This is a genomic window from Chimaeribacter arupi, assembly GCF_002858805.1.
Classification (GTDB): Bacteria; Pseudomonadota; Gammaproteobacteria; order Enterobacterales; family Enterobacteriaceae; genus Chimaeribacter; species Chimaeribacter arupi.
In genome coordinates, this window is sequence record NZ_PJZI01000050.1 from 1 (window position 1) to 25,846 (window position 25,846).

At 61.0% G+C, this 25,846-nt stretch carries 28 protein-coding genes; 21 read left to right on the plus strand and 7 right to left on the minus strand.

Annotated elements, in window-relative coordinates:
- Nucleotides 1-78 precede the first annotated feature (78 nt).
- The gene (gene tusA, locus CYR52_RS20810) at nt 79-327 is read left to right on the plus strand and encodes a sulfurtransferase TusA (protein ID WP_072931360.1); all 249 of its coding nucleotides are present in this window, start codon (nt 79-81) and stop codon (nt 325-327) included.
- 56 nt (nt 328-383) lie between these two features.
- On the opposite strand, the gene CYR52_RS20815 is transcribed toward tusA, so the two are convergent.
- A complete protein-coding gene (locus CYR52_RS20815) occupies nt 384-1,010 on the minus strand; it encodes a lysoplasmalogenase (RefSeq protein WP_072931362.1) in 627 nt (208 codons plus the stop codon).
- Between the two features lie 205 nt (nt 1,011-1,215).
- On the opposite strand from CYR52_RS20815, the gene CYR52_RS20820 reads away from it, so the two are divergent.
- Both CYR52_RS20820 and CYR52_RS20825 read left to right on the plus strand, forming a co-directional pair.
- Nucleotides 1,216-1,536 carry a DUF1820 family protein gene (locus CYR52_RS20820; protein WP_072931364.1) on the plus strand — a complete coding sequence of 107 codons (321 nt, stop codon included), beginning with the start codon at nt 1,216-1,218 and terminating at the stop codon, nt 1,534-1,536.
- Entirely contained in the window at nt 1,536-1,895 is a 360-nt protein-coding gene (locus CYR52_RS20825; RefSeq protein ID WP_072931365.1) for a DUF2500 domain-containing protein, read from the plus strand. The genes CYR52_RS20820 and CYR52_RS20825 overlap by 1 nt, the downstream gene beginning before the upstream one ends.
- A 7-nt stretch (nt 1,896-1,902) precedes the next feature.
- Here CYR52_RS20825 and CYR52_RS20830 read toward each other — a convergent pair whose 3' ends face one another.
- Together CYR52_RS20830 and rsmD are read right to left on the minus strand one after the other, a co-directional pair.
- Nucleotides 1,903-2,187, minus strand: a complete 285-nt coding sequence (locus tag CYR52_RS20830) for a DUF1145 family protein (RefSeq protein WP_072931367.1) — start codon at nt 2,185-2,187, stop codon at nt 1,903-1,905.
- Nucleotides 2,177-2,800 (minus strand): 16S rRNA (guanine(966)-N(2))-methyltransferase, encoded by a 624-nt coding sequence (gene rsmD, locus CYR52_RS20835; RefSeq protein WP_072931369.1) that lies wholly within the window; start codon nt 2,798-2,800, stop codon nt 2,177-2,179. The genes CYR52_RS20830 and rsmD overlap by 11 nt, the downstream gene beginning before the upstream one ends.
- Nucleotides 2,801-3,024: 224 nt before the next feature.
- Between rsmD and ftsY the strand changes: the two genes are divergently transcribed.
- The 4 genes from ftsY to rpoH all read left to right on the plus strand — a co-directional run bounded on the left by ftsY (nt 3,025) and on the right by rpoH (nt 7,229).
- Entirely contained in the window at nt 3,025-4,437 is a 1,413-nt protein-coding gene (gene ftsY, locus CYR52_RS20840; RefSeq protein WP_101829351.1) for a signal recognition particle-docking protein FtsY, read from the plus strand.
- 5 nt (nt 4,438-4,442) lie between these two features.
- On the plus strand, nt 4,443-5,114 hold the full coding sequence (gene ftsE, locus CYR52_RS20845) for a cell division ATP-binding protein FtsE (RefSeq protein WP_072931372.1): 672 nt from the start codon (nt 4,443-4,445) through the stop codon (nt 5,112-5,114).
- Nucleotides 5,104-6,084 carry a permease-like cell division protein FtsX gene (ftsX, locus tag CYR52_RS20850; protein WP_072931374.1) on the plus strand — a complete coding sequence of 327 codons (981 nt, stop codon included), beginning with the start codon at nt 5,104-5,106 and terminating at the stop codon, nt 6,082-6,084. The genes ftsE and ftsX overlap by 11 nt, the downstream gene beginning before the upstream one ends.
- A 287-nt stretch (nt 6,085-6,371) precedes the next feature.
- A complete protein-coding gene (gene rpoH, locus CYR52_RS20855; RefSeq protein ID WP_072931376.1) occupies nt 6,372-7,229 on the plus strand; it encodes an RNA polymerase sigma factor RpoH in 858 nt (285 codons plus the stop codon).
- A 62-nt stretch (nt 7,230-7,291) separates the two neighbouring features.
- On the opposite strand, the gene panM is transcribed toward rpoH, so the two are convergent.
- Entirely contained in the window at nt 7,292-7,672 is a 381-nt protein-coding gene (gene panM / locus CYR52_RS20860; RefSeq protein ID WP_101829352.1) for an aspartate 1-decarboxylase autocleavage activator PanM, read from the minus strand.
- 395 nt (nt 7,673-8,067) lie between these two features.
- Here panM and CYR52_RS20865 point away from each other — a divergent pair, with 395 nt between their 5' ends.
- The 12 genes from CYR52_RS20865 (at nt 8,068) to CYR52_RS20920 (ending at nt 20,426) form a co-directional block, all read left to right on the plus strand.
- On the plus strand, nt 8,068-9,183 hold the full coding sequence (locus CYR52_RS20865) for a branched-chain amino acid ABC transporter substrate-binding protein (protein ID WP_072931380.1): 1,116 nt from the start codon (nt 8,068-8,070) through the stop codon (nt 9,181-9,183).
- A gap of 112 nt (nt 9,184-9,295) precedes the next feature.
- Nucleotides 9,296-10,222, plus strand: coding sequence for a high-affinity branched-chain amino acid ABC transporter permease LivH (gene livH / locus CYR52_RS20870; protein ID WP_072931382.1), 927 nt, complete (start codon nt 9,296-9,298; stop codon nt 10,220-10,222).
- On the plus strand, nt 10,219-11,520 hold the full coding sequence (locus CYR52_RS20875; protein WP_072931384.1) for a high-affinity branched-chain amino acid ABC transporter permease LivM: 1,302 nt from the start codon (nt 10,219-10,221) through the stop codon (nt 11,518-11,520). The genes livH and CYR52_RS20875 overlap by 4 nt, the downstream gene beginning before the upstream one ends.
- Complete coding sequence (gene livG / locus CYR52_RS20880; RefSeq protein ID WP_072931386.1) at nt 11,517-12,287, plus strand: high-affinity branched-chain amino acid ABC transporter ATP-binding protein LivG; 771 nt, start codon at nt 11,517-11,519, stop codon at nt 12,285-12,287. Before CYR52_RS20875 ends, livG begins: the two co-directional genes overlap by 4 nt.
- A gap of 20 nt (nt 12,288-12,307) precedes the next feature.
- Nucleotides 12,308-13,009 (plus strand): high-affinity branched-chain amino acid ABC transporter ATP-binding protein LivF, encoded by a 702-nt coding sequence (livF, locus tag CYR52_RS20885; protein ID WP_072931388.1) that lies wholly within the window; start codon nt 12,308-12,310, stop codon nt 13,007-13,009.
- Nucleotides 13,010-13,075: 66 nt separating this feature from the next.
- Nucleotides 13,076-14,263 carry an aminotransferase-like domain-containing protein gene (locus tag CYR52_RS20890; RefSeq protein WP_072931390.1) on the plus strand — a complete coding sequence of 396 codons (1,188 nt, stop codon included), beginning with the start codon at nt 13,076-13,078 and terminating at the stop codon, nt 14,261-14,263.
- A 211-nt stretch (nt 14,264-14,474) separates the two neighbouring features.
- The gene (ugpB, locus tag CYR52_RS20895) at nt 14,475-15,809 is read left to right on the plus strand and encodes a sn-glycerol-3-phosphate ABC transporter substrate-binding protein UgpB (RefSeq protein WP_101829353.1); all 1,335 of its coding nucleotides are present in this window, start codon (nt 14,475-14,477) and stop codon (nt 15,807-15,809) included.
- 15 nt (nt 15,810-15,824) lie between these two features.
- Nucleotides 15,825-16,712 carry a sn-glycerol-3-phosphate ABC transporter permease UgpA gene (gene ugpA / locus CYR52_RS20900; protein WP_101829354.1) on the plus strand — a complete coding sequence of 296 codons (888 nt, stop codon included), beginning with the start codon at nt 15,825-15,827 and terminating at the stop codon, nt 16,710-16,712.
- Nucleotides 16,709-17,554, plus strand: a complete 846-nt coding sequence (ugpE, locus tag CYR52_RS20905; RefSeq protein WP_072931395.1) for a sn-glycerol-3-phosphate ABC transporter permease UgpE — start codon at nt 16,709-16,711, stop codon at nt 17,552-17,554. The genes ugpA and ugpE overlap by 4 nt, the downstream gene beginning before the upstream one ends.
- Nucleotides 17,555-17,557: 3 nt before the next feature.
- Nucleotides 17,558-18,631, plus strand: coding sequence for a sn-glycerol-3-phosphate import ATP-binding protein UgpC (locus CYR52_RS20910; RefSeq protein WP_072931397.1), 1,074 nt, complete (start codon nt 17,558-17,560; stop codon nt 18,629-18,631).
- Nucleotides 18,631-19,374 carry a glycerophosphodiester phosphodiesterase gene (gene ugpQ / locus CYR52_RS20915; protein WP_101829355.1) on the plus strand — a complete coding sequence of 248 codons (744 nt, stop codon included), beginning with the start codon at nt 18,631-18,633 and terminating at the stop codon, nt 19,372-19,374. Before CYR52_RS20910 ends, ugpQ begins: the two co-directional genes overlap by 1 nt.
- 95 nt (nt 19,375-19,469) lie before the next feature.
- Nucleotides 19,470-20,426, plus strand: coding sequence for an AEC family transporter (locus tag CYR52_RS20920; protein WP_072931402.1), 957 nt, complete (start codon nt 19,470-19,472; stop codon nt 20,424-20,426).
- A gap of 13 nt (nt 20,427-20,439) precedes the next feature.
- Here CYR52_RS20920 and CYR52_RS20925 read toward each other — a convergent pair whose 3' ends face one another.
- Entirely contained in the window at nt 20,440-20,727 is a 288-nt protein-coding gene (locus tag CYR52_RS20925; RefSeq protein WP_101829356.1) for a DUF2756 domain-containing protein, read from the minus strand.
- A 198-nt stretch (nt 20,728-20,925) separates the two neighbouring features.
- Between CYR52_RS20925 and CYR52_RS20930 the strand changes: the two genes are divergently transcribed.
- Nucleotides 20,926-21,825 carry a carboxylate/amino acid/amine transporter gene (locus tag CYR52_RS20930; protein ID WP_101829357.1) on the plus strand — a complete coding sequence of 300 codons (900 nt, stop codon included), beginning with the start codon at nt 20,926-20,928 and terminating at the stop codon, nt 21,823-21,825.
- Here the strand turns inward: CYR52_RS20930 and metR are convergent.
- Nucleotides 21,710-22,666 (minus strand): HTH-type transcriptional regulator MetR, encoded by a 957-nt coding sequence (gene metR, locus CYR52_RS20935; protein WP_072931407.1) that lies wholly within the window; start codon nt 22,664-22,666, stop codon nt 21,710-21,712. The two genes, CYR52_RS20930 and metR, sit on opposite strands and share 116 nt — an antisense overlap.
- 105 nt (nt 22,667-22,771) lie before the next feature.
- Between metR and metE the strand changes: the two genes are divergently transcribed.
- Nucleotides 22,772-25,063: a 5-methyltetrahydropteroyltriglutamate--homocysteine S-methyltransferase gene (gene metE, locus CYR52_RS20940; protein WP_101829358.1), complete on the plus strand. Its 2,292-nt coding sequence runs from the start codon at nt 22,772-22,774 to the stop codon at nt 25,061-25,063.
- A 112-nt stretch (nt 25,064-25,175) separates the two neighbouring features.
- On the opposite strand, the gene CYR52_RS20945 is transcribed toward metE, so the two are convergent.
- The coding region (locus CYR52_RS20945; RefSeq protein WP_101829359.1) for a dienelactone hydrolase family protein at nt 25,176-25,846 on the minus strand (671 nt) is incomplete at its 5' end.

Genomic DNA, 25,846 nt, shown 5'->3' on the forward strand with positions numbered 1-25,846 from the left:
GATTTCAGCGGCGGTAAACTGTGCCCCTTTCCGGCTGCGGCCTGTTGCCGCACCCGCCAGCCTTGATTGAGAGAAACCATGACAGACCAATTTTCCCAGGCAGATAACACGCTGGACGCGCTGGGCCTGCGTTGCCCGGAGCCGGTGATGATGGTGCGCAAAGCGGTGCGCCATATGGAGGAAGGGCAGACGTTACTGATTATTGCTGACGATCCGGCCACCACGCGCGACATTCCCGGTTTCTGCCGGTTTATGGAACATACCCTGCTGGCCTCGGACACCGAGAACCTGCCGTACCGTTACCTGTTGCGCAAAGGCGTTGCCTGAAGGGAAAGGTCTGCGCCTGAGGCGGCGCAGACCGTGAAGCTGGGGGGAAGGGCGGGTTACAGCACCATCGACCGCACGACCATAAAGTGGCCGCCGAAGTAGCAGGCTGCGACCAGGGCATCCGCCGCGCGGAATTTCAGGCGGTAATGGTTCACCAGCCCCAGGATCACCGACAGCAGCAGCAGGGAGGTGCCGACCAGAATCGAGAAGGTGAAATCGGTGCTGCGCATGTAATATTGCTCACCTGCCAGCCACACCATCAGCAGCGTCATCGCCACAAAGGTCACCACCGGCCAGCGCATCTCTTCCAGACGTGTCCAGATCACCGCCAGCAGTGCCGCGCCGATAATCACCAGCGTCAGCGGCAGCGGCCAGAACAGCGAGATGGTCATCTGGGTGGCAAAACTCAGCGTATAGAACAGGTGGGAAAGGAAAAACGCCCCCAGCGCATACATCACGCGTGACTTCGGCAACAGCATCAGCGCGTCGCCCAGCAGCGTCGCCACCAGCCCCATGATGATCAGGTAGCCGTACACTGACAGAACCGGGGTTTCCAGCGCCAGCAGCAGCAACAGCAACAAGGTAATCGGCTTAAACAGCCAGCGCTGCCAGTCCGGGCCGCGATAACTGGCATCTACGTAAAGCCAGGCCGAAAAAACTACCGCAAGTAAAGGCCAACTCATTCTGTTTCCCTCTTAACGTTTATGTTTTTCATCATTACAGCCACGCTGCGCGGCTGCATTTCCCTCTGTCGGGATAAGTGTAGGGGAAAGCGCCGCCGGCGGACAATCGGATTCCCGGTGCTTTACTGTCCGTTACACGGGTTGCCGCCGCCATGCTATGTTAACGAAAAGCGTCAGATTTCCTGCGGAGGAAAAGGGGAAAGTCATGAGTAATGAACAACCGCTGTACCGGATTCAGTTTATGAATAACGGTAAAAACTATCAGCTCTATGTGCGGGAAGTGGTGCAGGGCGCGCTGTTCGGCTTTATCGAGATTGCGGATTTCGTGTTCGACAGCCACTCCACGGTGCTGGTTGACCCGTCCGCCGAGCGGCTGAAAAGCGAGTTTGCCGGGGTCACCCGCAGCTATATTCCGTTGCAGGCGGTGATCCGGATTGATGCCGTCACCGAACGCGGCAGCGCACGTATTTCAGAACTTGGCGATAACGTCGCGCCGTTTCCGCACCTGCCCGGCAAGCGGCCGTGATGAGTAAGCCGCCGCTGATTATTGTGCTGGTGGTGCTGCTGATCGTTGGGCTGGCGACCCGGCAATACCTGAAACAGCGGCGCACCGCCGCAGAGAATGATGCCGCGCCGGTTCAGCACCTGGTGGTGACGGTGGCGGGCAAGCGTGAGTTTCCGGCCCCCAACCGCCGGTCGCGCCAGCGTGAGGTGATCCCGGTCGAGGAGATGCGTTATGAGGTCTCATTCAAGCCGTTGGACAACAGCCCGGTGACGTTGGTGCTGAGTGCACCGGATTACCGGCAGATCGACAAGGGCGCGCGCGGCACGCTGGTGCTTCAGGGGACGCGGTTTATCGCCTTCACCCCGGACGCCGCGCCCTGAGGCGGGATTATTTCTTCTTCAGGTTTTTCAGTGCCGGTTGCTTCTTCTGCCAGGCCAGCAGTTCAAACACCCCGAACAGGAAAATGCGGAACTGCTGCGCACGGCTGAGCGCCGGGCCGTCTTTCGGCTGGGTCGATTTCAGCAGCGTCAGTTGCAGCCCGTGCATCATCGCCATAAAAATCATCGCCACATTCAGGAAGATATTCAGCGGTTTTGGGAACGGGTGAACCAGGTTCGCCAGCAGAAAGCCCCAGATGCAGAGCATCAGCAGGCGGCCAATATTAATCAGCATCGGTGTGTTTCTCCTCGGGTGCCGGTGATGTCTCAGAACTCAGGCGGATATAGAGCCGGTAGGCGACCTGCCCGGCGATTTTTTCACGGTGTAACTGCCAGCCTGCGGGCACCGCGGTGGCGGCGCTTTCGGCTTCCGCTTCAATATAGATCCAGGCGTCCGGGGCCAGCCAGTTGCGCTGCTCCAGCAGCGCCACGGTGGCATCCAGAATGCCTTTGCGGAACGGCGGATCGAGGAACACCACATCGTACGGTGTGCCGGGCTGCTCCAGCCAGTTCAGCGCGTTGGTGTTGACCACTTCCGCGCTCTCCGGGCGCAACAGCGCCAGGTTTTTCTCCAGTTGCTGCGCCACCGGCCGTTCGTACTCCAGCAGTGTGGCGTGCGCGGCATAGCGGGAGAGCGCCTCCAGGCCCAGCGCGCCGCTGCCGGCAAAGCAGTCAAGGCAGCGTGCGCCGCGGATAACCGGCGCAAGCCAGTTAAACAGCGTTTCACGTACCCGGTCGGTGGTGGGGCGCAGGCCGGGGCTGTGTGGAACCGGAAGTTTGCGGCCACGCCACTGCCCGCCAATAATGCGGATTTGCCCGGCCGGGGCGGTTTGCGGTTTTTTTGCCATATCTCGTTTCAATTTTCAGCGGCCGAACCGGCAGCACTCACATACAGTTTGGTGCGCTATTCTACCGGTGTCAGGTTTCAGGGCAAATGTTTCGCCATGCCCGTGAAAACAGCGGCTTTGCACTGCCGGAGGTGTATTGCCGCTCACATAAAGTGATAGACTGCCGGGTTCATAACGTTTTAATGCCCTGACGCCCAGCAACAGGCGAGGAGTGAAGTCTAAAAATGGCAAAAGAGAAAAAACGCGGGTTTTTCTCCTGGTTTGGTCGTAACCGTCAGGAAGAGAAAACCGAACAGGAAGAGGTTGTGGTTTCTCCGGAAGAGACCACCGTACCGGACGCACCTGTTGACGCAGCGCCTGCTGAACCCAAGCCCGCTGAGCCGGAAATCACGCACGTCCCGGAGGCCGCCCCTGCGCAGCCGGAGCCGGTTAAACCCGAACCCGCCCAGCCTGAGCCGGTAAACGCAGAGCCGGTGGCCGCCGCGGTGCCGGAACAGCTGGCGCAGGAAATTGTGACCCTCACCGAACAGGTGGCGGACGAGCAGGCCATCGCCCACCAGCCGGTAGAACAGACCGACGCCGCCATCCCGGCGCTGGCCAACGACCGCGGTGAGCCGCTTTCGGACGCCGTGCTGGAAGAAGAACAGGCCGCGCCGCTGGAACTGGCCCCGATTGTGCCTGCCGAGGCCGTGACGCAGGAGCAGGAGCGCCCGACCAAAGAGGGCTTCTTCGCCCGCCTGAAGCGCAGCCTGGTCAAAACCAAGCAGAATCTCGGTTCCGGCTTTATCAGCCTGTTCCGCGGCAAGAAAATCGATGATGACCTGTTCGAGGAGCTGGAAGAACAGCTGCTGATCGCGGACGTCGGCGTGGAAACCACCCGCCGCATCATCACCTCGCTGACCCAGCACGCCAGCCGCAAAGAGCTGAAAGATGCCGAGCAGCTCTACGGCAAGCTGAAAGAGGAGATGGCGGAGATTCTGGCGAAAGTCGATGAACCGCTCGACGTCACCGCCCATACGCCGTTTGTGATCCTGATGGTCGGCGTCAACGGCGTGGGGAAAACCACCACCATCGGCAAGCTGGCGCGCCAGTTTGAGGCCCAGGGCAAATCCGTGATGCTGGCCGCCGGTGACACCTTCCGCGCCGCGGCGGTGGAGCAGCTTCAGGTCTGGGGCCAGCGCAACAACATCCCGGTGGTGGCGCAGCATACCGGCGCGGATTCCGCCTCGGTGATCTTCGACGCCCTGCAAGCCGCCAAAGCGCGTAAAATCGACGTGCTGATCGCCGATACCGCCGGGCGCTTGCAGAACAAATCGCACCTGATGGAAGAGCTGAAGAAGATTGTCCGCGTCATGAAAAAACTGGACGAGAACGCCCCCCATGAGGTTATGCTCACGCTGGATGCCAGCACCGGGCAGAATGCGGTAAGCCAGGCGAAATTGTTCAATGAAGCCGTGGGCCTGACCGGTATCACGCTGACAAAACTGGACGGTACGGCGAAAGGCGGGGTGATCTTCTCCATCGCTGACCAGTTCGGCATCCCGATCCGCTACATTGGCGTCGGTGAGAGCATTGAAGATTTGCGGCCGTTTAAGGCCGACGATTTTATTGAGGCACTTTTTGCCCGAGAGGATTAATACGGATGATTCGCTTTGAACAGGTCAGTAAAGCTTATCTCGGTGGCCGGCAAGCGTTGCAGGGGGTGGATTTCCACCTCCGTCCCGCGGAAATGGCGTTCCTGACCGGCCACTCCGGCGCCGGGAAAAGTACGCTGCTCAAGCTGATTTGCGGCATTGAGCGCCCCAGCGCCGGGCATATCTGGTTCGGCGGGCATGACATCAGCCGCCTGAAAAGCCGCGAAGTGCCGTTCCTGCGCCGCCAGATCGGCATGATTTTCCAGGATCACCACCTGCTGATGGACCGCACGGTGTATGACAATGTGGCGATGCCGTTGGTGATCGCCGGGGCCAGCACCGAAGATATCCGCCGCCGCGTGTCGGCCGCGCTGGACAAGGTCGGCCTGCTGGACAAAGCGAAAAACTTCCCGATCCAGCTCTCCGGCGGGGAACAGCAGCGCGTCGGCATCGCCCGTGCGGTGGTAAACAAACCGGCGGTCTTGCTGGCGGACGAACCCACCGGCAACCTTGACGAAGCGCTCTCCGAAGGCATTTTGCGTTTGTTCGAAGAGTTTAACCGGGTGGGCGTCACGGTGTTGATGGCCACCCACGACATGGGCCTGATCGCCCGCCGTGATTATCGCATCCTGACCCTGAGCCAGGGCCGTATGGGCGGAGGGCACCCTCATGGCCAGTAACCCAAAAACCACCCGCAACGCCGCACCGGCCAACACGGCCAAAAGCAAATCATTGCGCGGCGGCTGGCATGAGCAGTGGCGCTACGCCTGGTCGAACGCGCTGTCTGACATGCTGCGCCAGCCGCTGGCGACGTTGCTCACCATCATGGTGATCGCCATTTCGCTGACGCTGCCGAGCGTCTGCTACCTGGTGTGGAAAAACGTCAGCACTGCGGCCCAGCAGTGGTACCCGACGCCGCAGCTTACGGTCTATCTCGACAAGGCGCTGGATGATGACGCGGCGGAAAACGTCATCAAAGCGCTGAGGGCAGAGGCCGGGGTAGAGAAGGTCAACTACCTCACCCGTGACGAGGCGATGGGCGAGTTCCGCAACTGGTCAGGGTTCGGCGGCGCGCTGGACATGCTGGAGGAGAACCCGCTGCCGGCGGTGGCGATCATCACCCCGAAGCTCAACTTCCAGAGCCAGGAGACGCTCAACACCCTGCGTGACCGCGTGGCGGCCGTGCAGGGCATCGACGAAGTGCGGATGGATGACAGCTGGTTCGCCCGGCTGGCGGCGCTGACCGGGCTGGTCGGCCAGGTGGCGGCGATGATCGGCATCCTGATGATCGTGGCGGTGTTCCTGGTGATCGGCAACAGCGTGCGGCTCAGTATCTTCAGCCGCCGTGACACCATCAATGTGATGAAGCTGATTGGCGCAACCGACGGCTTTATCCTGCGGCCGTTCCTGAATGGCGGCGCGATGCTCGGCCTGTTTGGGGCGCTGCTGTCGCTGGTGCTCTCTCAGGCGCTGGTGATGCGGCTGGAAAGCGTGGTGCTGCATGTTGCCGCAGTGTTCGGTACCACCTTCACCCTGCATGGGCTGGGCTGGGACGAAAGCCTGCTGCTGCTGCTGATTGCCGCGATGATTGGCTGGGTCGCCGCGTGGCTTGCCACGGTGCAACATTTACGGCGCTTTACACCACAATAACGATTTTTTGATATACTCTTCCCCTGCTGCTCTGATTGTGTACGCAGGGGAAGAGCCTCCACGCAGTCACCTTTCCGGCCTCTTCCTTTCGCACATTTTCCCTACCCAAATTTGATGCCATCACGTAGGGTTGGCTGTTCGGAAAAGATTGTCAGGGAACTTGTGACGACGATCACGGTCAAAGAGTGAGCAAATGTAAGGGTGTCCGCCCGTGGCTACGCAAACAGATCAAAAAGGCCCGGCGGTAAACGAACCTGCATGAACGTTCTAATCAAGAGAGGGTTTGAATGACCAAAGAAATGCAAACTTTAGCCTTAATTCCCCAAGGTAGCCTGGAAGCCTATGTGCGGGCCGCCAATGCTTATCCGATGCTGACGGCAGAGGAAGAGCGGGAGCTGGCTGAACGGCTGCATTATCAGGGCGATCTGGATGCGGCTAAGCAGCTTATCCTGTCTCACCTGCGCTTTGTCGCTCACGTAGCCCGTAACTATTCAGGCTACGGTCTGCCGCAGGCGGACCTTATCCAGGAAGGCAACATCGGCCTGATGAAAGCGGTACGCCGCTTTAACCCGGAAGTCGGGGTACGTCTGGTTTCCTTTGCGGTGCACTGGATCAAGGCCGAAATCCACGAGTATGTGCTGCGTAACTGGCGCATCGTGAAAGTGGCGACCACCAAGGCACAGCGCAAACTGTTCTTTAACCTGCGTAAAACCAAGCAGCGTCTGGGCTGGTTTAACCAGGATGAAGTCGAGCTGGTGGCGCGTGAACTCGGCGTGTCGAGCAAAGACGTGATGGAGATGGAATCCCGCATGTCGGCACAGGACATGACCTTTGACCCGACGCCGGACGACGAAGCGCGTGATGGCCAGGCGATGGCCCCGATGCTCTACCTCCAGGACAAAAGCTCTGACTTTGCCGAGGGCATTGAAGAGGACAACTGGGAGAGCAACGCCGCTGACAAACTCAGCTACGCGCTGGAAGGGCTGGACGAACGCAGCCAGGACATCATCCGCGCCCGCTGGCTGGACGACGATAACAAGTCCACCCTGCAGGAGCTGGCCGACAAATACGGCGTGTCTGCTGAGCGCGTGCGCCAGCTGGAAAAAAACGCCATGAAGAAACTGCGGCTGGCGATCGAGGCGTAATGCCCGGCGCAGTGTGGCCGTAAATGATAAAAAGCCCGGCTCGCCGGGCTTTTTTGTGCCTGTTATCCGGCGAGTTCCCAATGCCCGGCAACCGCCCGGAACCCACACGCCAGCATAAACGCCTGTAGCGCCGCATCATCCGCATCGCCTTCCAGCCGCCAGCGGCGCACGCCCGGCACCTGCCGCATCGTCTCTTCCAGCAGATAGCGCCCCACACCCCGGCGGCGCGTCACTTCCCGCACCGTGAAACCGGTCATCACGGCGGTGGCACCCGTAACCTCAACGTTCACCGCTGCCAGCAGCCGCGCATTGAAGCGGGCAGCAAACAGCAGCCCACTGCCGGCCAGCGGGCCGGGCGCGAACGCCTGTTGCGGCCAAATCTTTTCCAAATCAATCACATCTTGCTGATTCAACGCCGTCAGCCGCTCAATCGTGAGTTTCATGCTCTCTGCCCTGGGAATACGCGGTCATGGTATTTGCGCTATATAAAAATGGCGCACGCTATTTTTTTTAACTGCGCACAACGTTTTTTTCCGCACGCATTTTCAGAGTTATAGATCACCGGCTGCGGCAAAAGCCAGCATAAGCGACCATACTGATCTCAGGGTGCGCGAATTTACTCCGATTTTTATTCTGTTTGTACCGCTTGTTTCTGAGTGTGTGAGTTGATTTGCAGAAGAAAATTCCTGTTTAATGGCATGAAAAATAAAGTCTTATTATAAAAAAACGCCTGTAAGAAAACTAACCCGTTATTACCTATACAGAAAAAGGAATAAGCGGCGGTTTTTCAGGCAATAACCACAACGATGACATCACAACCACAGATGGGGTAGTTCGGATGAAAGTAACCAAAACGGGTTCGGTACTGCTGGCCGGGTGTATTGCTCTGGCGATGGCGCAAACAGCAGTGGCCAAAGAGATTAAAATTGCCATTGTCGGGGCCATGTCCGGGCCGGTCGCCCAGTATGGCGACATGGAGTTCACCGGCGCACGCCAGGCGATCGCGGACATCAACGCCAAAGGGCTGCTCAAGGGTGACACCCTGGTGGGCGTGGAGTATGACGACGCCTGCGACCCGAAACAGGCGGTGGCGGTCGCCAACAAAGTGATCAATGACGGCATCCGTTATGTCATCGGCCACCTCTGCTCCTCCTCTACCCAGCCTGCGTCCGATATCTATGAAGACGAAGGCATTATCATGATCACCCCGGCAGCCACCAACGCCGACCTGACCACCCGTGGTTACAAGATGATTATGCGCACCACCGGCCTGGACTCTGACCAGGGGCCGACGGCGGCAAAATACATTGTCGACAACATCAAACCGCAGCGTATCGCCGTGGTGCATGACAAACAGCAGTACGGCGAAGGGCTGGCGCGCTCAGTGCAGGAGAGCCTGAAGAAAGCCGGGGCCAACGTGGTGCTGTTCGAAGGGATCACCGCCGGGGATAAAGACTTCTCCACGCTGGTGGCGCGCCTGAAGAAAGAGAACGTCGATTTCGTCTACTTCGGCGGTTACTACCCGGAGATGGGGCAGATGCTGCGCCAGGCCAAACAGGCCGGGCTGACGGCCAAATTCATGGGGCCGGAAGGGGTCGGCAACTCCTCGCTGTCGAACATCGCCGGTGCCGCGTCCGAAGGGATGCTGGTGACCCTGCCGAAACGCTATGACCAGGTACCGACCAACCAGCCGATTGTGGACGCGCTGAAAGCCAAGAAACTCGACCCGACCGGCCCGTTTGTCTGGACAACCTACGCGGCGTTGCAATCCCTGACCACCGGCATGGTGCGCAGCGGCAGCCAGGAGCCGGAAGATATCGTCAAAGACCTCAAAGCCAAACCCGTGGACACCGTCATGGGCCCGCTGAGCTGGGATGAGAAAGGCGACCTGAAAGGGTTCGAGTTCGGCGTCTTCCAGTGGCACGCAGACGGTACTTCCACACCGATTCAATAAGCCCCGTTATTGCAGGACGCCGGCGGGTGAAGTCACAGGGAGGGGCGCGGAGAACCGCGCCTCTTCTGCCTTTATCACTCCGGGCCGGGCGTCCGCACGTTAAGGTCAGCGTATGTCAGAGCAGTTTCTCTATTTCCTGCAACAAATGTTCAACGGCGTCACGTTGGGCAGCACCTATGCACTTATCGCCATTGGTTACACCATGGTGTACGGCATCATCGGCATGATCAACTTCGCCCACGGCGAGGTGTATATGATCGGCAGTTATGTCTCCTTTATCGTGATCGCCGCCCTGATGATGATGGGCATCGACGCGGGCTGGTTGTTGATCGGCGCCGGGTTTATCGTGGCGATTGTGATCGCCAGCGCCTACGGCTGGAGCATCGAGCGCGTGGCCTACAAGCCGGTGCGCAACTCGAAGCGGTTGATCGCGCTGATCTCCGCCATCGGGATGTCGATCTTCCTGCAAAACAGCGTCAGCCTGACGCAAGGCTCGCGCGATCTGGCGCTGCCGAGCATCGTTACCGGCAAATGGACGCTGGGCGAGAGCAACGGCTTTGCCGCCACCATCAGCACCATGCAGCTCACCATCTGGATAGTGACCTTCCTCGCCATGCTGGGCCTGACGCTGTTTATCCGCTATTCGCGGATGGGCCGCGCCTGCCGTGCCTGTGCGGAAGATTTGAAGATGGCCAGCCTGCTCGGCATCAGCACCGACCGGGTAATCTCGCTGACTTTCGTGATCGGCGCGGGCATGGCGGCGGTGGCGGGCGTGTTGCTCGGCCAGTTCTACGGTGTGATTAACCCCTACATCGGCTTTATGGCCGGGATGAAAGCCTTTACCGCTGCCGTGCTGGGTGGCATCGGCAGCATCCCGGGCGCGATGATTGGCGGGCTGATCCTCGGCGTGGCCGAGGCGCTCACCTCCGCCTACCTGAGCACCGAATACAAAGATGTGGTCTCCTTTGCGCTGCTGATTGTGGTACTGCTGGTGATGCCGACCGGCATCCTTGGCCGCCCGGAGGTTGAGAAAGTATGAAACAACTCAATCTGGTCAATGCGCTGGTCTCCACGCTGGTGCTGCTGGTGCTGGCCTCGCTGCTGATGGGGCTGCAACTGAGCCTCGACGGCACCCGGCTGGTGGTGAACGGCGCCTCCAGCGTGCGCTGGGAGTGGATCGGCATCGGCTGCGTGGTGGTGTTTTTCTTCCAGCTGTTCCGCCCGCTGCTGCAACATACCCTGAAACGCGGCAGTGCGCCGTCGTTCGTGTTGCCGAGTTTTGACGGCACCACCACACGGCAGAAAGTGCTGGCGCTGGTGCTGCTGCTGGCCGCGATTGCCTGGCCGTTCCTGGTGTCACGCGGCACGGTGGACGTCGCCACCCTGACGCTTATCTACATCATGCTGGGGCTGGGCCTTAACGTGGTGGTCGGGCTGTCCGGGTTGCTGGTGCTGGGGTATGGCGGCTTTTACGCCATCGGCGCCTACACCTACGCGCTGCTGAACCACTATTACGGGCTGGGCTTCTGGGAGAGCCTGCCGCTGGCCGGGCTGGTCAGTGCGGCGTTTGGCTTCCTGCTGGGCTTCCCGGTGCTGCGCCTGCGCGGCGATTACCTGGCGATTGTCACCCTGGGCTTCGGCGAGATCGTGCGCATTTTGCTGTTGAACAACACCGAGATCACCGGCGGGCCGAACGGCATCAGCCAGATCCCGAAACCCACGCTGTTCGGGCTGGAGTTCAGCCGTACCGCGCGGGACGGCGGCTGGGACACCTTCAGCAACTTCTTCGGCCTGCGTTATGACCCCAGCGACCGCATCATCTTCCTCTACATGGTGGCGCTGTTGCTGGTGGTGCTGACGCTGTTTGTCATCAACCGCCTGCTGCGGATGCCGCTGGGGCGCGCCTGGGAAGCGCTGCGCGAAGATGAGATAGCCTGCCGCTCGCTCGGCCTCAGCCCGACCCGCATCAAGCTGACGGCGTTTACCATCAGCGCCGCGTTTGCCGGCTTTGCCGGGACGCTGTTTGCGGCGCGGCAGGGCTTCGTCAGCCCCGAATCCTTCACCTTTGCCGAGTCGGCCTTTGTATTGGCGATTGTGGTGCTCGGCGGCATGGGCTCGCAGTTCGCGGTGATTCTGGCGGCAATCCTGCTGGTGGTGTCGCGTGAGCTGATGCGTGACCTTAATGAGTACAGCATGTTGGTGCTCGGCGCACTGATGGTGCTGATGATGATCTGGCGGCCACAAGGGCTGCTGCCGATGAAACGGCCACAACTGAAAATGAACGCAGCGGCCTTGCAACAGGCGGCCCATTCCGGCGATAAAGGAGAGCAGGCATGAGTACCCAACCTTTATTGCAGGTGGATGGCCTGATGATGCGTTTCGGCGGCCTGCTGGCCGTCAATAACGTGGCGCTGACGCTCAACCGGGGCGAAATTGTGTCGCTGATTGGCCCGAACGGCGCGGGCAAAACCACGGTGTTCAACTGCCTGACCGGCTTCTACAAGCCTACCGGCGGCAGCATCAAACTCAACGATCAGCACCTGGAGGGGCTGCCGGGGCAGAAAATCGCCCGCATGGGTGTGGTGCGCACCTTCCAGCATGTGCGGCTGTTCCGCGAAATGACGGTGATTGAAAACCTGCTGGTGGCGCAACACCAGCACCTGAAAAGCGGCGTGCTGGCCGGGTTGTTCAAGACGCCGGGCTTCCGTCGGGCAGAAGCGGATGCGCAGGCGCGGGCAGCGGTGTGGCTGGAGCGCGTCGGGCTGCTGGAGATGGCAAACCGCCAGGCCGGGAATCTGGCCTACGGCCAGCAACGGCGGCTGGAGATTGCCCGCTGCATGGTGACGCGCCCGGAACTGCTGATGCTGGATGAACCCGCCGCCGGGCTGAACCCGAAAGAGACTGACGAACTGGACGAGCTGATCGCCGAGCTGCGCGGCCACCACAATGTGTCGGTGCTGCTGATTGAGCATGACATGAAACTGGTGATGGGCATTTCGGACCGCATCTACGTGGTCAATCAGGGCACGCCGCTGGCGCACGGCACCCCGGCAGAAATCCGTAACAACCCGGATGTGATCCGGGCCTATCTGGGCGAGGAATAATTACTTTGTCATTAAATCCGATGTTGTCGTTAACCCAGGTTTCCGCCCACTATGGCAAGATTCAGGCGCTGCATAATGTCAGTCTGCATATCGACAAGGGTGAGATCGTCACGCTGATCGGTGCCAACGGTGCCGGGAAAACCACGCTGCTCGGCACCCTGTGCGGCGAGCCGCGCGCCACCACCGGGCGTATCCGCTTTGAAGGCAGTGATATTACCGACTGGCAGACGGCGCAGATCATGCGCGGGGCGATCGCCATTGTCCCGGAAGGGCGGCGGGTCTTTTCCCGTATGACGGTGGAAGAGAACCTGGCGATGGGCGGTTTTTTTGCCGCGAAAGATCAGTTCCAGCAACGGCTGGCGCGGGTTTACACCCTGTTCCCCCGGCTGAAAGAGCGGGAGGCGCAGCGCGCCGGGACGATGTCCGGCGGCGAGCAGCAGATGCTGGCCATCGGCCGTGCGCTGATGAGCCAGCCCAAACTGCTGCTGCTGGATGAGCCGTCGCTGGGGCTGGCGCCGATCATCATCCAGCAGATTTTTGACACCATCCAGCAATTACGGGAAGAGGGCATGACCATCTTCCTGGTGGAACAAAACGCCAACCAGGCGCTGAAACTGGCTGACCGCGGCTACGTGCTGGAAAACGGCCACGTGGTGCTGGAGGACAGCGGCGACGCCCTGCTGGCAAACGAAGCGGTACGCAGCGCCTATCTGGGCGGCTGACCGGAGCGGGGCGGCAACGCCCCTTTTTCAGGCACCTATTTTTAGTGAATCAACATGAAGAAAGAGATGAACACTGAGGGATTACTGGCACAGCGCATGATCAGGCTGAAAAGTTCGGCCATCCGCGAGCTGCTTAAACACAGTAAAATGGAGAACGTCATCTCGCTGGCCGGCGGTATTCCGTCGGATGCGCTGTTTGATTTTGACGGGCTGAGCCAGGCGACGCAGCGTGCGATCACCGAGCAGCCGAAGAATGCGTTCCAGTATGGCCTCACCGAAGGCAGCCACACCCTGCGTGAGCAGATCGCAGGGTTGTGCGCGGAGCGCGGCATCGTGACCCGCCCGGAAGACATCGTGGTGACTGCCGGTTCCCAGCAGGCGCTGGATCTGGTGATGCGTGCGCTGGTTAACCCCGGCGACATTTTTGTGGTGGAAAGCCCGACCTACCTGGCGGCGCTGCAAACGCTGGAACTGGCCGAAGCGCAGTTGCTGACGGTGCGCTCTGACCGCGACGGCATGATCGTGGACGACCTGGCGGAGCTGCTGAAAACGCAGACCATCAAGGGTGTGTATCTGGTACCGACCTTCGGCAACCCGAGCGGCGTTTCGCTGAGCCGCGCGCGCCGCGAACAGCTGGTGACACTGGCCGCCGAGCACCGTTTCCTGATCATTGAAGATGACCCGTACGGCGAGCTGCGTTTCACCGACGAACGCAACCCGACGCTGTTTGAGCTGGCGGCTGCGCTGAACGGCCACACCGATAACATTATCTATACCTCCACCTTCTCTAAAATTCTGGCACCGGGGCTGCGCCTGGGCTGGGTGATCATGCCGGCGTGGCTGCTGCATAAAGTGGCCAGCATCAAACAGGCGGCAGATTTGCACGCCAGTTCGCTGTCGCAGGTGGTGGCGGAATATTACCTCGGGCTGGGGCGGTTACCGGCGCAGATCGAAACCATCCGCGCCGCCTACAAACACAAGTGTGAGGTGCTCGCCTCCCTGCTGGAGCAGGAGCTGGGTGAACATGTGACCTTTGAGATGCCGAAAGGCGGCATGTTCCTGTGGGCGAAATTCCGCCAACCGCGCAACACCGCAGACTGGTTGCAGGAGACACTGAAGCAGGGCGTGGTGTTTGTGCCGGGCGAGTATTTCTTTGCCGCCGAGCCGGACCACTCCACCTTCCGCCTCTCCTTTGCCACCGCCACAGAAGCACAGATGCAGGAGGCGGTTGCCCGCCTGAAGCGCGCCCTGTAAGGGTTAACGGCGAGGCGCCTTTCCGGCGCTTCGCCCCTTTTTTGCCATCTGCCCGTCACTCTCACTTCATTCACCTGTCATTTTATTGTCATTTAACGGTTATTTTTCTATCATTTTATCGTGTCATGTTAGCTCCCGGTTTCGAAAATGTGTTCATGCATGAGGGGTTTACCTCGCCATGCCGTACACCCCCCCTTTTCAGGAGACAGGCATGTTTATTTCCCTTACCTTTTCACCCCGCCTTAAAACCGCTGCCCTCTGTACGGCACTGGCGCTCTCTTACAGCACCCACGCGCTGGCCGTGACCACCATTCCGTTCTGGCACTCGATGGAAGGCGAGCTGGGCGTGGAAGTCGATTCGCTGGCAGATCGCTTCAACCAGGCCCACCCGGACGTGAAAATTGTGCCGGTTTATAAAGGGAACTATGAGCAGAGCCTGGCGGCCGGGATCGCCGCTTACCGTTCCGGCAACGCCCCAGCCATTCTCCAGGTGTATGAAGTCGGCACCGCGACCATGATGGCCAGCAAAGCGATTAAACCGGTTTATCAGGTGTTCAGCGACGCGGGCCTGCCGTTCGATGAATCCGTATTCGTGCCGACGGTGTCCGGCTACTACACCGATGCCAAGAGCGGCCACCTGCTCTCCCAGCCGTTCAACAGCTCCACGCCGGTGCTCTACTACAACAAAGACGCCTTCAAGAAAGCGGGGCTTGACCCGGAGCAGCCGCCGAAAACCTGGCAGGATCTGGCGGCCTACACCGCCAAACTGCGTGAGGCCGGCATGAAGTGCGGCTACGCCAGCGGCTGGCAGGGCTGGATCCAGATTGAAAACTTCAGCGCCTGGCACGGGCTGCCGGTCGCCAGCAAAAACAACGGCTTTGACGGCACGGACGCCGTGCTGGAATTCAACAAGCCGGAGCAGGTCAAGCACATCCAGATGCTGGCTGACCTGAACAAATCGGGCGGCTTCACCTACTTTGGCCGCAAAGATGAGTCCACCGCCAAGTTCTACAACGGCGACTGCGCCATCACCACCGCCTCCTCCGGCTCGCTGGCGGACATCCGCCACTACGCCAAATTCAACTATGGTGTCGGCATGATGCCGTATGACGCCAACGTGAAAGGCGCACCGCAGAACGCCATCATCGGCGGGGCCAGCCTGTGGGTGATGAACGGCAAAGATGCCGCCACTTACAAGGGTGTGGCGCAGTTCATGCAGTTCCTGATCCAGCCGGAGATCGCCGCCGAGTGGCACCAGAAAACCGGCTACCTGCCGATCACCACCGCCGCCTACGAGCTGACGCGCCAGCAGGGCTTCTATGAGAAAAACCCAGGGGCGGACACCGCCACCCGCCAGATGCTGAACAAGCCGCCGTTACCGTTCACCCGCGGCCTGCGCCTGGGCAACATGCCGCAGATCCGTACTGTGGTGGATGAGGAGCTGGAAAGCGTCTGGACCGGCAAGAAAACCGCGCAACAGGCACTGGATTCCGCCGTACAGCGCGGCAACGTGCTGCTGCGCCGGTTCGAATCCTCCACCAAGTAACACAAGGATCGCCTGATGTCCCTGTCGCGCCCCGGTTTCCACAGCCGTTGGCTGCCCTATGTGCTGGTGCTGCCGCAACTGCTGATTACCGTGATCTTCTTTATCTGGCCGGCGGGGGAGGCGCTGTGGTACTCGGTACAGCGCCTTGATCCGTTCGGCATCTCCAGCGAGTTCGTCGGGCTGGAGAATTTCAGCGCCCTGTGGCAGGACGACACCTATCTGGAATCGTTCTCCACCACGCTTATCTTCAGCGGGCTGGTGGCAGTAAGCGGGCTTATCATCTCGCTGCTGCTGGCCGCGATGGTTGACCGTGTGCTGCGGGCGCGCCGGATTTACCAGACGCTGTTTATCCTTCCCTATGCGGTCGCCCCGGCGGTGGCCGCGGTGCTGTGGATGTTCCTGTTCAACCCCGGTATGGGGCTTATCAGCCACTGGCTGGGCATCCTGGGTTATGACTGGAACCACGCCCAGTACAGCGGGCAGGCGATGACGCTGGTGGTGGTGGCGTCAGTCTGGAAACAGGTGAGCTACAACTTCCTGTTTTTCCTGGCGGCGTTGCAATCCATTCCGCGCTCGCTGGTGGAGGCGGCGGCGATTGACGGCGCCGGGCCGGTCCGGCGTTTCTTCAACCTGGTGCTGCCGCTGATCTCACCGGTGAGCTTCTTCCTGCTGGTGGTCAACCTGGTATACGCCTTCTTCGATACCTTCCCGGTGATCGACGCAGCCACTGCCGGGGGGCCGGTGCAGGCCACCACCACGCTTATCTACAAGATTTACCGTGAGGGCTTTGCCGGGCTGGATCTGGCCAGTTCCGCGGCGCAATCGGTGGTGCTGATGCTGCTGGTGATTGGGCTGACGGTACTCCAGTTCCGCTTTGTCGAGCGTAAGGTGCGTTACCAATGATCGAAAACCGGAGAGGTCTGGATATTTTCTGCCATGTGATGCTGCTGCTCGGCGTGCTGGTGGTGCTGTTCCCGCTCTATGTGGCCTTTGTGGCGGCCACGCTGGATAACCAGCAGGTATTTCAGGTGCCGATGACCCTGATCCCCGGCAGCCAGTTGTGGCAGAACATCAGCACCATCTGGACGCAAGGGGTCAGCCGCCACAGTGCGCCGTTCAGCCTGCTGCTGTTCAACAGCTTTGTGATGGCGCTGGTGATTACGCTGGGCAAAATCAGCGTGTCGATCTTCTCGGCCTACGCGATTGTCTATTTCCGTTTTCCGCTGCGCAGCCTGTTTTTCTGGATGATTTTCCTCACCCTGATGCTGCCGGTGGAAGTGCGGATCTTCCCGACGGTGGAGGTGATGGCCGGGCTGCATCTGATGGACAGCTATACCGGCCTGACGCTGCCGCTGATGGCCTCTGCCACCGCGACGTTCCTGTTCCGCCAGTTCTTTATGACGCTGCCGGATGAGCTGCTGGAAGCGGCGCGGATCGACGGTGCAGGGCCGATGCGTTTCTTCTGGGATGTGGTGCTGCCGCTGTCGAAGACCAACCTGGCAGCGCTGTTTGTGATCACCTTTATCTATGGCTGGAACCAGTATCTGTGGCCGATTCTGATCACCAGTGACGCCTCAATGGGCACTGCCGTCGCCGGGATCAAAAGCATGATTTCGCTGGGCGATGGCGTCACGCAGTGGAACCAGGTGATGGCAGCGATGCTGCTGACCCTGTTGCCGCCGCTGGTGGTGGTGCTGACGATGCAGCGCTGGTTTGTTCGTGGTCTGGTTGACAGTGAGAAGTGAGTAATGGCGAATCTGAAATTGCAGGCGGTCAGCAAGAGTTATGACGGCAAAACCCCGGTGATCCGCCAGATTGATCTGGATGTGGCCGACGGCGAATTTATTGTGATGGTCGGCCCCTCCGGTTGCGGCAAATCCACGCTGTTGCGGATGGTTGCCGGGCTGGAACGCACCAGCGGCGGCGATATTTATATCGGCGGGCGGCGCGTGACCGATCTGGAGCCGAAAGATCGCGGCATCGCGATGGTGTTCCAGAACTATGCGCTCTACCCGCACATGAGCGTGTTTGACAACATGGCCTACGGCCTGAAAATCCGCGGCCTCGGCAAAGCGCAGATTGCAGAAAAGGTCGAAGAGGCGGCGCGCATTCTGGAACTCCAGCCGCTGCTGAAGCGCAAACCGCGCGAACTGTCCGGCGGCCAGCGCCAGCGGGTGGCGATGGGGCGGGCGATTGTGCGCGAACCGGCGGTGTTCCTGTTTGATGAGCCGCTATCGAACCTGGATGCCAAATTGCGGGTGCAGATGCGGCTGGAGCTGCAACAACTGCACCGCCGCCTGCGCACCACCAGCCTCTACGTCACCCATGACCAGGTCGAGGCGATGACGCTGGCGCAGCGGGTGATTGTGATGAACAAAGGGGTGGCGGAGCAGATCGGCACGCCGTCGGAGATCTACCAGCGTCCGGCCAGCCGTTTCGTCGCCGGGTTTATGGGCTCACCGGCGATGAACCTGCTGGAAGGGCAGGTGGATGCCGAGGGCAGCGCGCTGCTGCTGGCGGACGGCACCGCGCTGGCGTTGCCGGAAGTGCGCCCGGCCTGGAGCCGGCGGGCATTGACCGTGGGCATCCGGCCGGAGCATATTCAGCTGGCAGACGGCAACACGCGCGGCCTGCCGCTGAAGGTGGCGACGCTGGAACGGCTGGGGGCGGATAACCTCGCCCACGGCCAGTGGGGCGGGCAAAGCATGGTGGTGCGGCTCTCCCATGAGCACTGCCCGGCGGTCGGCTCTATGCTGTCGCTGGTATTGCCGCCGCAGGCGCTACACTTCTTTGATACGGCTGATGGATTACGGATGGAATAATGACAACAGACTGGCCATACCCACGCATCGTGGCGCACCGGGGCGGCGGTTCGCTGGCCCCGGAAAATACGCTGGCGGCGATTGAAACCGGGGTGCGCCTCGGCCACCGGATGATTGAATTTGATGTGAAACTGGCGCAGGACGGCCAGATTTTCCTGTTGCATGACGACACGCTGGATCGCACCAGCAACGGCTGGGGCGTGGCGGGCGACTTGCCGTGGGAGAAACTGGTGACGCTGGACGCGGGCAACTGGTACAGCAACGCCTTTCGCGGCGAAAAACTGCCGCTGCTGTCGGAAGTGGCGGATCGCTGTGTGCAGCATGGGCTGATGGCGAACATCGAGATCAAACCCACCACCGGCACCGAGGAGGAGACGGGCAAAGTGGTGGCGTCGGCTGCGCGGCTGCTGTGGGAAGGGCAGCCGGTGCCGCCGCTGCTCTCGTCATTCTCCGTCGAGGCGCTGGCCGCCGCCCAACGGGCGGTGCCGGAATTGCCGCGTGGCCTGCTGCTGGATGAGTGGGACGAGCACTGGCAGGCGCTGACCACCCAACTGGCCTGCGTGTCGTTGCATATCAACCACCAGGCGCTGACGCAGGCACGCACTGAGGCACTGAAAGCCGCCGGGTTGCGGATCCTGGTCTACACCGTCAACAGCCCGGAACGTGCGCGACTTTTGCTCAGCTGGGGCGTTGACTGCATCTGTACTGACCGGATAGATTTGATGGGCGCGGACTTTACGTAGCAGGCAAATCAAGAGTCGCCTAACAATACGCAGGCCGCCGTCACTCACTTCCGGGGCCTGCACTGTCTGGCGTCCGCCTTTACACAAGGATTGTCATGCCTGCTTTTATGCTGTCGCTGTGGCATCAGGTTTTGCTGTCGGTGCCGTTATTTGTGTTGATTGTGCTGGGATATGGGCTGATCCGCTGGGGAAAATGGCCCACCGCTTTTACCGATGCACTGACCCGCCTGGTGTTCTCCGTCGCGCTGCCCGCAATGCTGTTCCGCATGATGTGTGATTTCACCCAACGCCCCGCCGTGGATGCCCGCCTGCTTATCGCTTTTTTCGGCAGTTGCCTGATCGTGTTTGTGCTGGGCCGGGTGCTGGCAAAGCACCTGTTCCGGCTGGACGGCATCTCCGGCTCGGTGTTTGCCCTCGGCGGCATCTTTTCCAATAACGTGATGCTGGGGCTGCCGATCGCCACCGTGATGCTGGGCGAGGCCGCCGTGCCGTCAGTGGCGCTGGTGCTGGTATTCAACGGCCTGATCCTCTGGACGCTGGTGACCATTTCCATTGAGTGGGCGCGCAATGGCTCGCCGACGCTGGCGGGCTTCGCCAAAACCGCCCGCAGTGTGCTTACCAACCCGCTGATTATCGGCATTATCTCCGGCACGCTGTTCAGCCTGACCCGCCTGCCGCTGCCGCATATCATCGACCAGCCGGTGTCGATGCTCGGGCAGAGTGCCGCGCCGCTGTCGCTGGTGGTGCTGGGCATGGGGCTGGCAGAGTACCGGGTGCGGGACGGCTGGCGGCTCAGTTCCGCCATCTGTGTGATGAAGCTGCTGGTGCAGCCGCTGGTGGTCTGGCTGCTGGCGGTGGCGTTGGATCTGCCGGCAATGGAAACCCGCGTGGTGGTGTTGCTCGGGTCGATGGCGGTCGGGGTGAATGTGTACCTGATGTCACGCCAGTTCAACGTGCTGGCCGGGCCGGCGGCGGCCAGCCTGGTGATGTCCACGGCGCTGTCGGGCATCACCACGCCATTGATTCTGACGATGCTGGGCGTCCGTATCTGACGCCCTGCGCGGGTTATTTGCTGCCGGGCTGGTTCTGCTGGATCCGCTGCTGATCGGTCTGCATCTGGGTGCGTAACTGCTGATTCTGCTGCTGGGCGCTGGTCTGGCGATCGATCTCCAGCTGGCGCTGCTGCAACTGCTGGTTGGTCTGCATCCGCTGCTGGGTGTTGCGCTGCGCCGGGTTATTCAGCAATTGCTGCTGGCGTTGCTGCGGCGACAGCGGTTTCAGGGCGTCTGCCACGGCGCTGCCGGCCATCAGGCCGGTGGCCAGTGCACAGGCGATCAGGGTCATTTTTTTCATGTTGCTTCTCCATTGCCCGTCTCGGGCGTTGCCTTCCTACCCTTTCAGTGTATGCCATCCCGGCAGGGCTGTGCGTGATCCGGCCGGTAAAGGCCTGTCTGTTTGTGTAAATAATAATCACACGTAAACCATCTTCGGGAATTTTTACGCGCGCGTATCCGTTACAATCCCCTTTTCCCTTTGATAGCGACAATCACTGTGTTTTTACTGATTATCACCACCATTTTGTGGGCGTTCTCCTTCAGCCTGATTGGCGAGTACCTGGCCGGGCAGGTGGACAGCGTCTTTTCTGTGCTGGTGCGGCTGGTGCTGGCCGCGCTGGTATTCCTGCCGTTTTTGCGCTGGCGCGGCCATAAAGCCTCGACGCTGCTGCTCTATATGGGCGTCGGGGCGATGCAGCTCGGCATCATGTACCTGATCAGCTTCCAGGCGTACCTCTACCTGACGGTGCCGGAATTCCTGCTGTTTACCGTGATGACACCGCTCTACGTGACGCTGATTTATGACCTGATCAGCGGGCGCGGCGTGCGTATGGGGTATGCCCTCAGCGCGCTGCTGGCGGTGGTCGGCGCGGCAATTATCCGTTACGACCACATCAGCGAGCATTTTGTGATCGGGCTGCTGCTGGTGCAGGCGGCGAACCTCTGTTTCGCCATCGGGCAGGTCGGCTATAAGCGGCTGATGGAAACGCGGCCGATGCCGCAACATACGGCGTTTTCCTGGTTCTACATCGGTGCAGTGTTATGCGCGATTGTGGCGTGGGTGCTGTTCGGTAATCCGCATAAGCTGCCAACCACCCACCTGCAATGGGGCATCCTGATCTGGCTGGGGGTTGGCGCGTCCGCGCTGGGCTATTTCATGTGGAACGTGGGGGCAACGCAGGTGGATGCCGGCACGCTGGGGATTATGAACAACTTTCACGTCCCGGCCGGGCTGCTGGTCAATCTGGCGATCTGGCAACAGCAGCCCCACTGGCCGAGCTTTATTCTGGGAGGTGCAGTGATAATGGCGTCGCTTTGGGTGCACCGGCGTTGGGTCGCGCCGCGTCCTTCACAAACGGCAGATGATCGCAGGCGTGCTGGCGCGCCGAACGAATAAAGGCCTCAGTGACCGGCTGGCGCTGCTCGCCTTCGCGTACCGCCGCGTACAGCCGGCTCCATAACCCACTGCCGAGCGTCTTGGTCACGATTAACCCCTGACGCTCAAAATTCTCAACCACCCAGTGCGGCAGCGCGGCAATGCCCATGCGTGCCGCCACCATCTGAACCAGCAACAGCGTGTTATCCACACTTTTCAGCGCCGGGCTGACCCCCGCCGGTTGCAGGAAGTGCCGCCAGATGTCCAGCCGCTGGCGCTGCACCGGGTAGATCATCAGCGTCTCGTCACTTAAATCCTCCGGCAGGATCTGCGCTTTGGTTGCCAGCGGGTGATCCGGGGCCAGCACCAGCCGTACCTCGAAATCAAACATCGGTGAGTAATGCAGCCCGCTGCGCGGCAGGATGTCTGACGTCAGCACCACGTCCAGCTCGCCCTGTTGCAGCGCGGGTTGTGGGTCAAAAGTCACACCCGATTTGAAGTCCATGATCACCTGCGGGAAGCGCTGGCGGAAGTTGTCCAGCGCTGGGGTCAGCCACTGGATGCAACTGTGGCACTCAATGGCGATGCGCAGCGTGGTCTGGTGCGGCTCATGGCAGGCCTGAAGCGCCTGCTGGATCTGCGGCAACACCTGTTCCGCCAGTTGCAGCAAAATCTCCCCCTGCGGGGTAAAGCGCAGCGGCTGGCTCTTACGGACGAACAGCCGGAACCCCAGCCGTTGCTCCAGGTCGCTGAACTGGTGCGACAGCGCCGATTGCGTCTGATGGAGCTGCGCGGCGGCGGCGGCGAGCGAGCCGGTATTCCGCAACGCCTGCAACGTCCGTAAGTGTTTAAGTTCGATCATGAGAGTCCTTCACAGTGACAGTGAACATTTTGCGCTTGTGGATTATACAGTACCTGCGGATTATGGATGTGTAAACATCTGGACGGCTAAATGAGGAATTTGACCATGACAATTCTGAACCACACTCTGGGTTTTCCACGCGTTGGCTTACGTCGTGAACTGAAAAAAGCACAGGAAAGTTACTGGGCCGGCACGTCAACGCAGGAAGACCTGTTGGCTGTGGGTCGTGAATTGCGCGCCCGCCATTGGCAGCAACAGCGCGATGCCGGGGTCGATCTGCTGCCGGTGGGGGATTTCGCCTGGTATGACCATGTGTTGACCACCAGCCTGTTGCTGGGCAACGTGCCGCCGCGTCACCAGGACGCGTCCGGTAAGGTGGATCTGGACACCCTGTTCCGCATCGCCCGCGGCCGGGCACCGGCCGGTGAGCCGGCGGCGGCGGCCGAAATGACCAAATGGTTCAACACCAACTACCACTACATCGTGCCGGAATTCCATCAAGGCCAGCGTTTTGCCCTGACCTGGACGCAACTGCTGGAGGAAGTGGATGAGGCGCTGGCGCTGGGCCACCCGGTGAAACCGGTGCTGCTTGGCCCGGTAACTTACCTGTGGCTCGGCAAAGTCAAAGGTGAGCCGTTCGACCGCCTCTCGCTGTTGAACGAGATTCTGCCGGTCTACCAGCAAGTGCTGGCCGAGCTGGCTAAACGCGGCATCGAGTGGGTGCAGATTGATGAACCGGCGCTGGTGCTGGAGCTGCCGCCCGCCTGGCGGGACGCGTTCAAACCCGCCTATGCCGCGCTGAACGGCCGGGTCAAGCTGCTGCTGACCACCTATTTCGACAGCATCGGCCATCACCTTGAGACAATCCGCCACCTGGCGGTGCAGGGGCTGCATGTGGACGTGGTGGCAGGGCATGACGACATCGCGGCGCTGAACCACATGCTGCCCGCTGACTGGGTGCTCTCGCTGGGCGTGATCAACGGCCGCAACGTCTGGCGTGCTGACCTCAGCCGCTGGCGGGATCGCCTGCAACCGCTGGCGGGGGGGCCGCGTACGCTGTGGCTCGGCAGCACCTGTTCCCTGCTGCACAGCCCGATCGACCTGAGCGTGGAAACCCGGCTGGATGAGGAAGTAAAAAGCTGGTTCGCCTTCGCCCTGCAAAAATGTGGTGAGCTGGCCCTGCTGACCCGCGCCCTGAACCAGGGCGATCAGGCAACGCTGGAGGAGGTGGCGGCGTACAGCGCGCCGATCCGCGCGCGGCGCGACTCTAAGCGCGTGCATAACGCCGCCGTAAGCCAACGCCTGGTGGCGATCACCGCCCAGGAGAGCGAGCGCCCGCACGCCTACCCGATCCGGGCTGAAAAACAGCGCGCCAGATTTAACCTGCCTGCCTGGCCGACCACCACCATCGGCTCCTTCCCGCAGACCCCGGAAATCCGCGGCCTGCGCCTGGACTTCAAACAGGGCCGCCTGGACAGCAACCACTACCGCACCGGCATCAGCGGGCACATCAGGCAGGCGATTGCCGAGCAGGAGCGCCTGGGGCTGGATGTGCTGGTGCACGGTGAAGCCGAGCGTAACGACATGGTGGAGTACTTCGGCGAGCACCTGGACGGCTTCGTCTTCACCCAGAACGGCTGGGTGCAGAGCTACGGCTCCCGCTGCGTGAAGCCGCCGGTGATCATCGGTGACATCAGCCGCCCGGAAGCGATCACCGTCGGGTGGGCGACATATGCCCAGTCCCTGACTGACAAGCCGGTCAAAGGGATGCTGACCGGCCCGGTGACCATACTCTGCTGGTCCTTCCCGCGTGAGGATGTCTCCCGTGAGGTGATTGCCAGACAGATCGCGCTGGCACTGCGTGACGAAGTGGCGGATCTGGAAAAAGCCGGCATCGGCATCATCCAGATTGATGAGCCGGCCCTGCGCGAGGGGCTGCCATTGCGCCGTGCCGACTGGCAGGACTACCTCGCCTGGGCGGTGGAGGCATTCAAACTCACGGCCGCGGTGGCCGGGGATGAAACGCAAATCCACACCCATATGTGTTATTGCGAGTTCAATGACATCATGGCGTCCATCGCCGCGCTGGATGCCGATGTGATCACCATCGAAACCTCGCGTTCAGATATGGATTTGCTGGACGCGTTCAACGCCTTCGCCTACCCGAACGAAATCGGCCCCGGCGTCTATGACATCCACTCGCCGAACGTGCCGGGCGTGGAATGGATTGAAGCACTGCTGCGCAAAGCCGCGCAGACTATCCCGGCGGAACGCCTGTGGGTGAACCCGGATTGCGGCCTGAAAACCCGCGGCTGGCCGGAAACCCGCCAGGCCCTGGCGAACATGGTGAAAGCCGCCCGGCGCCTGCGGGCGGAACAGGGGGAAGGCGCAGAGTAAGGGGAGTGTGGGCAAACGTAAGGGCGCAGATGCGCCCTTTTTTGATCGGATTACCGGCCGGTTTTCCCATGCCGCCGCGTAAGCAGCACGGCGCGTTTTTCATAGCGGTGAATCAGCCGGCTCCTGCCATGCCGTACTGTTTGAACCAGGTCAGCATCCGCTGCCAGCCATCCTCGGCGGCTTCCTGATGGTAACTCGGGCGGTAATCGGCGTTAAACGCGTGCCCGGCGTCCGGGTAGACCACAATGTCGGCGGTGGCGTTGGCCGCGCGGATCGCCTGGCGCATCGTCTCTACCGTGTCCTGCGGGATGCCGCTGTCCTGCCCGCCATACAGCCCCAGCACCGGGGCGTTGAGATCCACCGCGATGTCCACCGGGTGTTTCGGCTGGTTGAGGGATTTCTCGCCCACCAGCTTGCCGTACCAGGCGACGGCGGCTTTCAGTTGCGGGTTATGGGCGGCGTAGAGCCAGGCGATGCGCCCGCCCCAGCAGAAACCGGTGATCGCCAGCCGGTTGGCCTCGCCGCCGTGGCGGGTTGCCCAGTGCGCAGTGTGGTCCAGATCCGCCAGCACCTGCTGGTCAGGCACTTTGCTCACCAGCTTGCTGAGCAGCTCATCAATGGTGGCGTACTGCTGCGGATCGCCCTGGCGGAAATAGAGCTCCGGCGCAATCGCCAGATAGCCCTCTTTCGCCAGCCGGCGGCAGAGATCGCGGATATGTTCATGCACCCCGAAAATCTCCTGCACCACCAGCACCACCGGCAGCGGGCCAGAGGCTGCCGCCG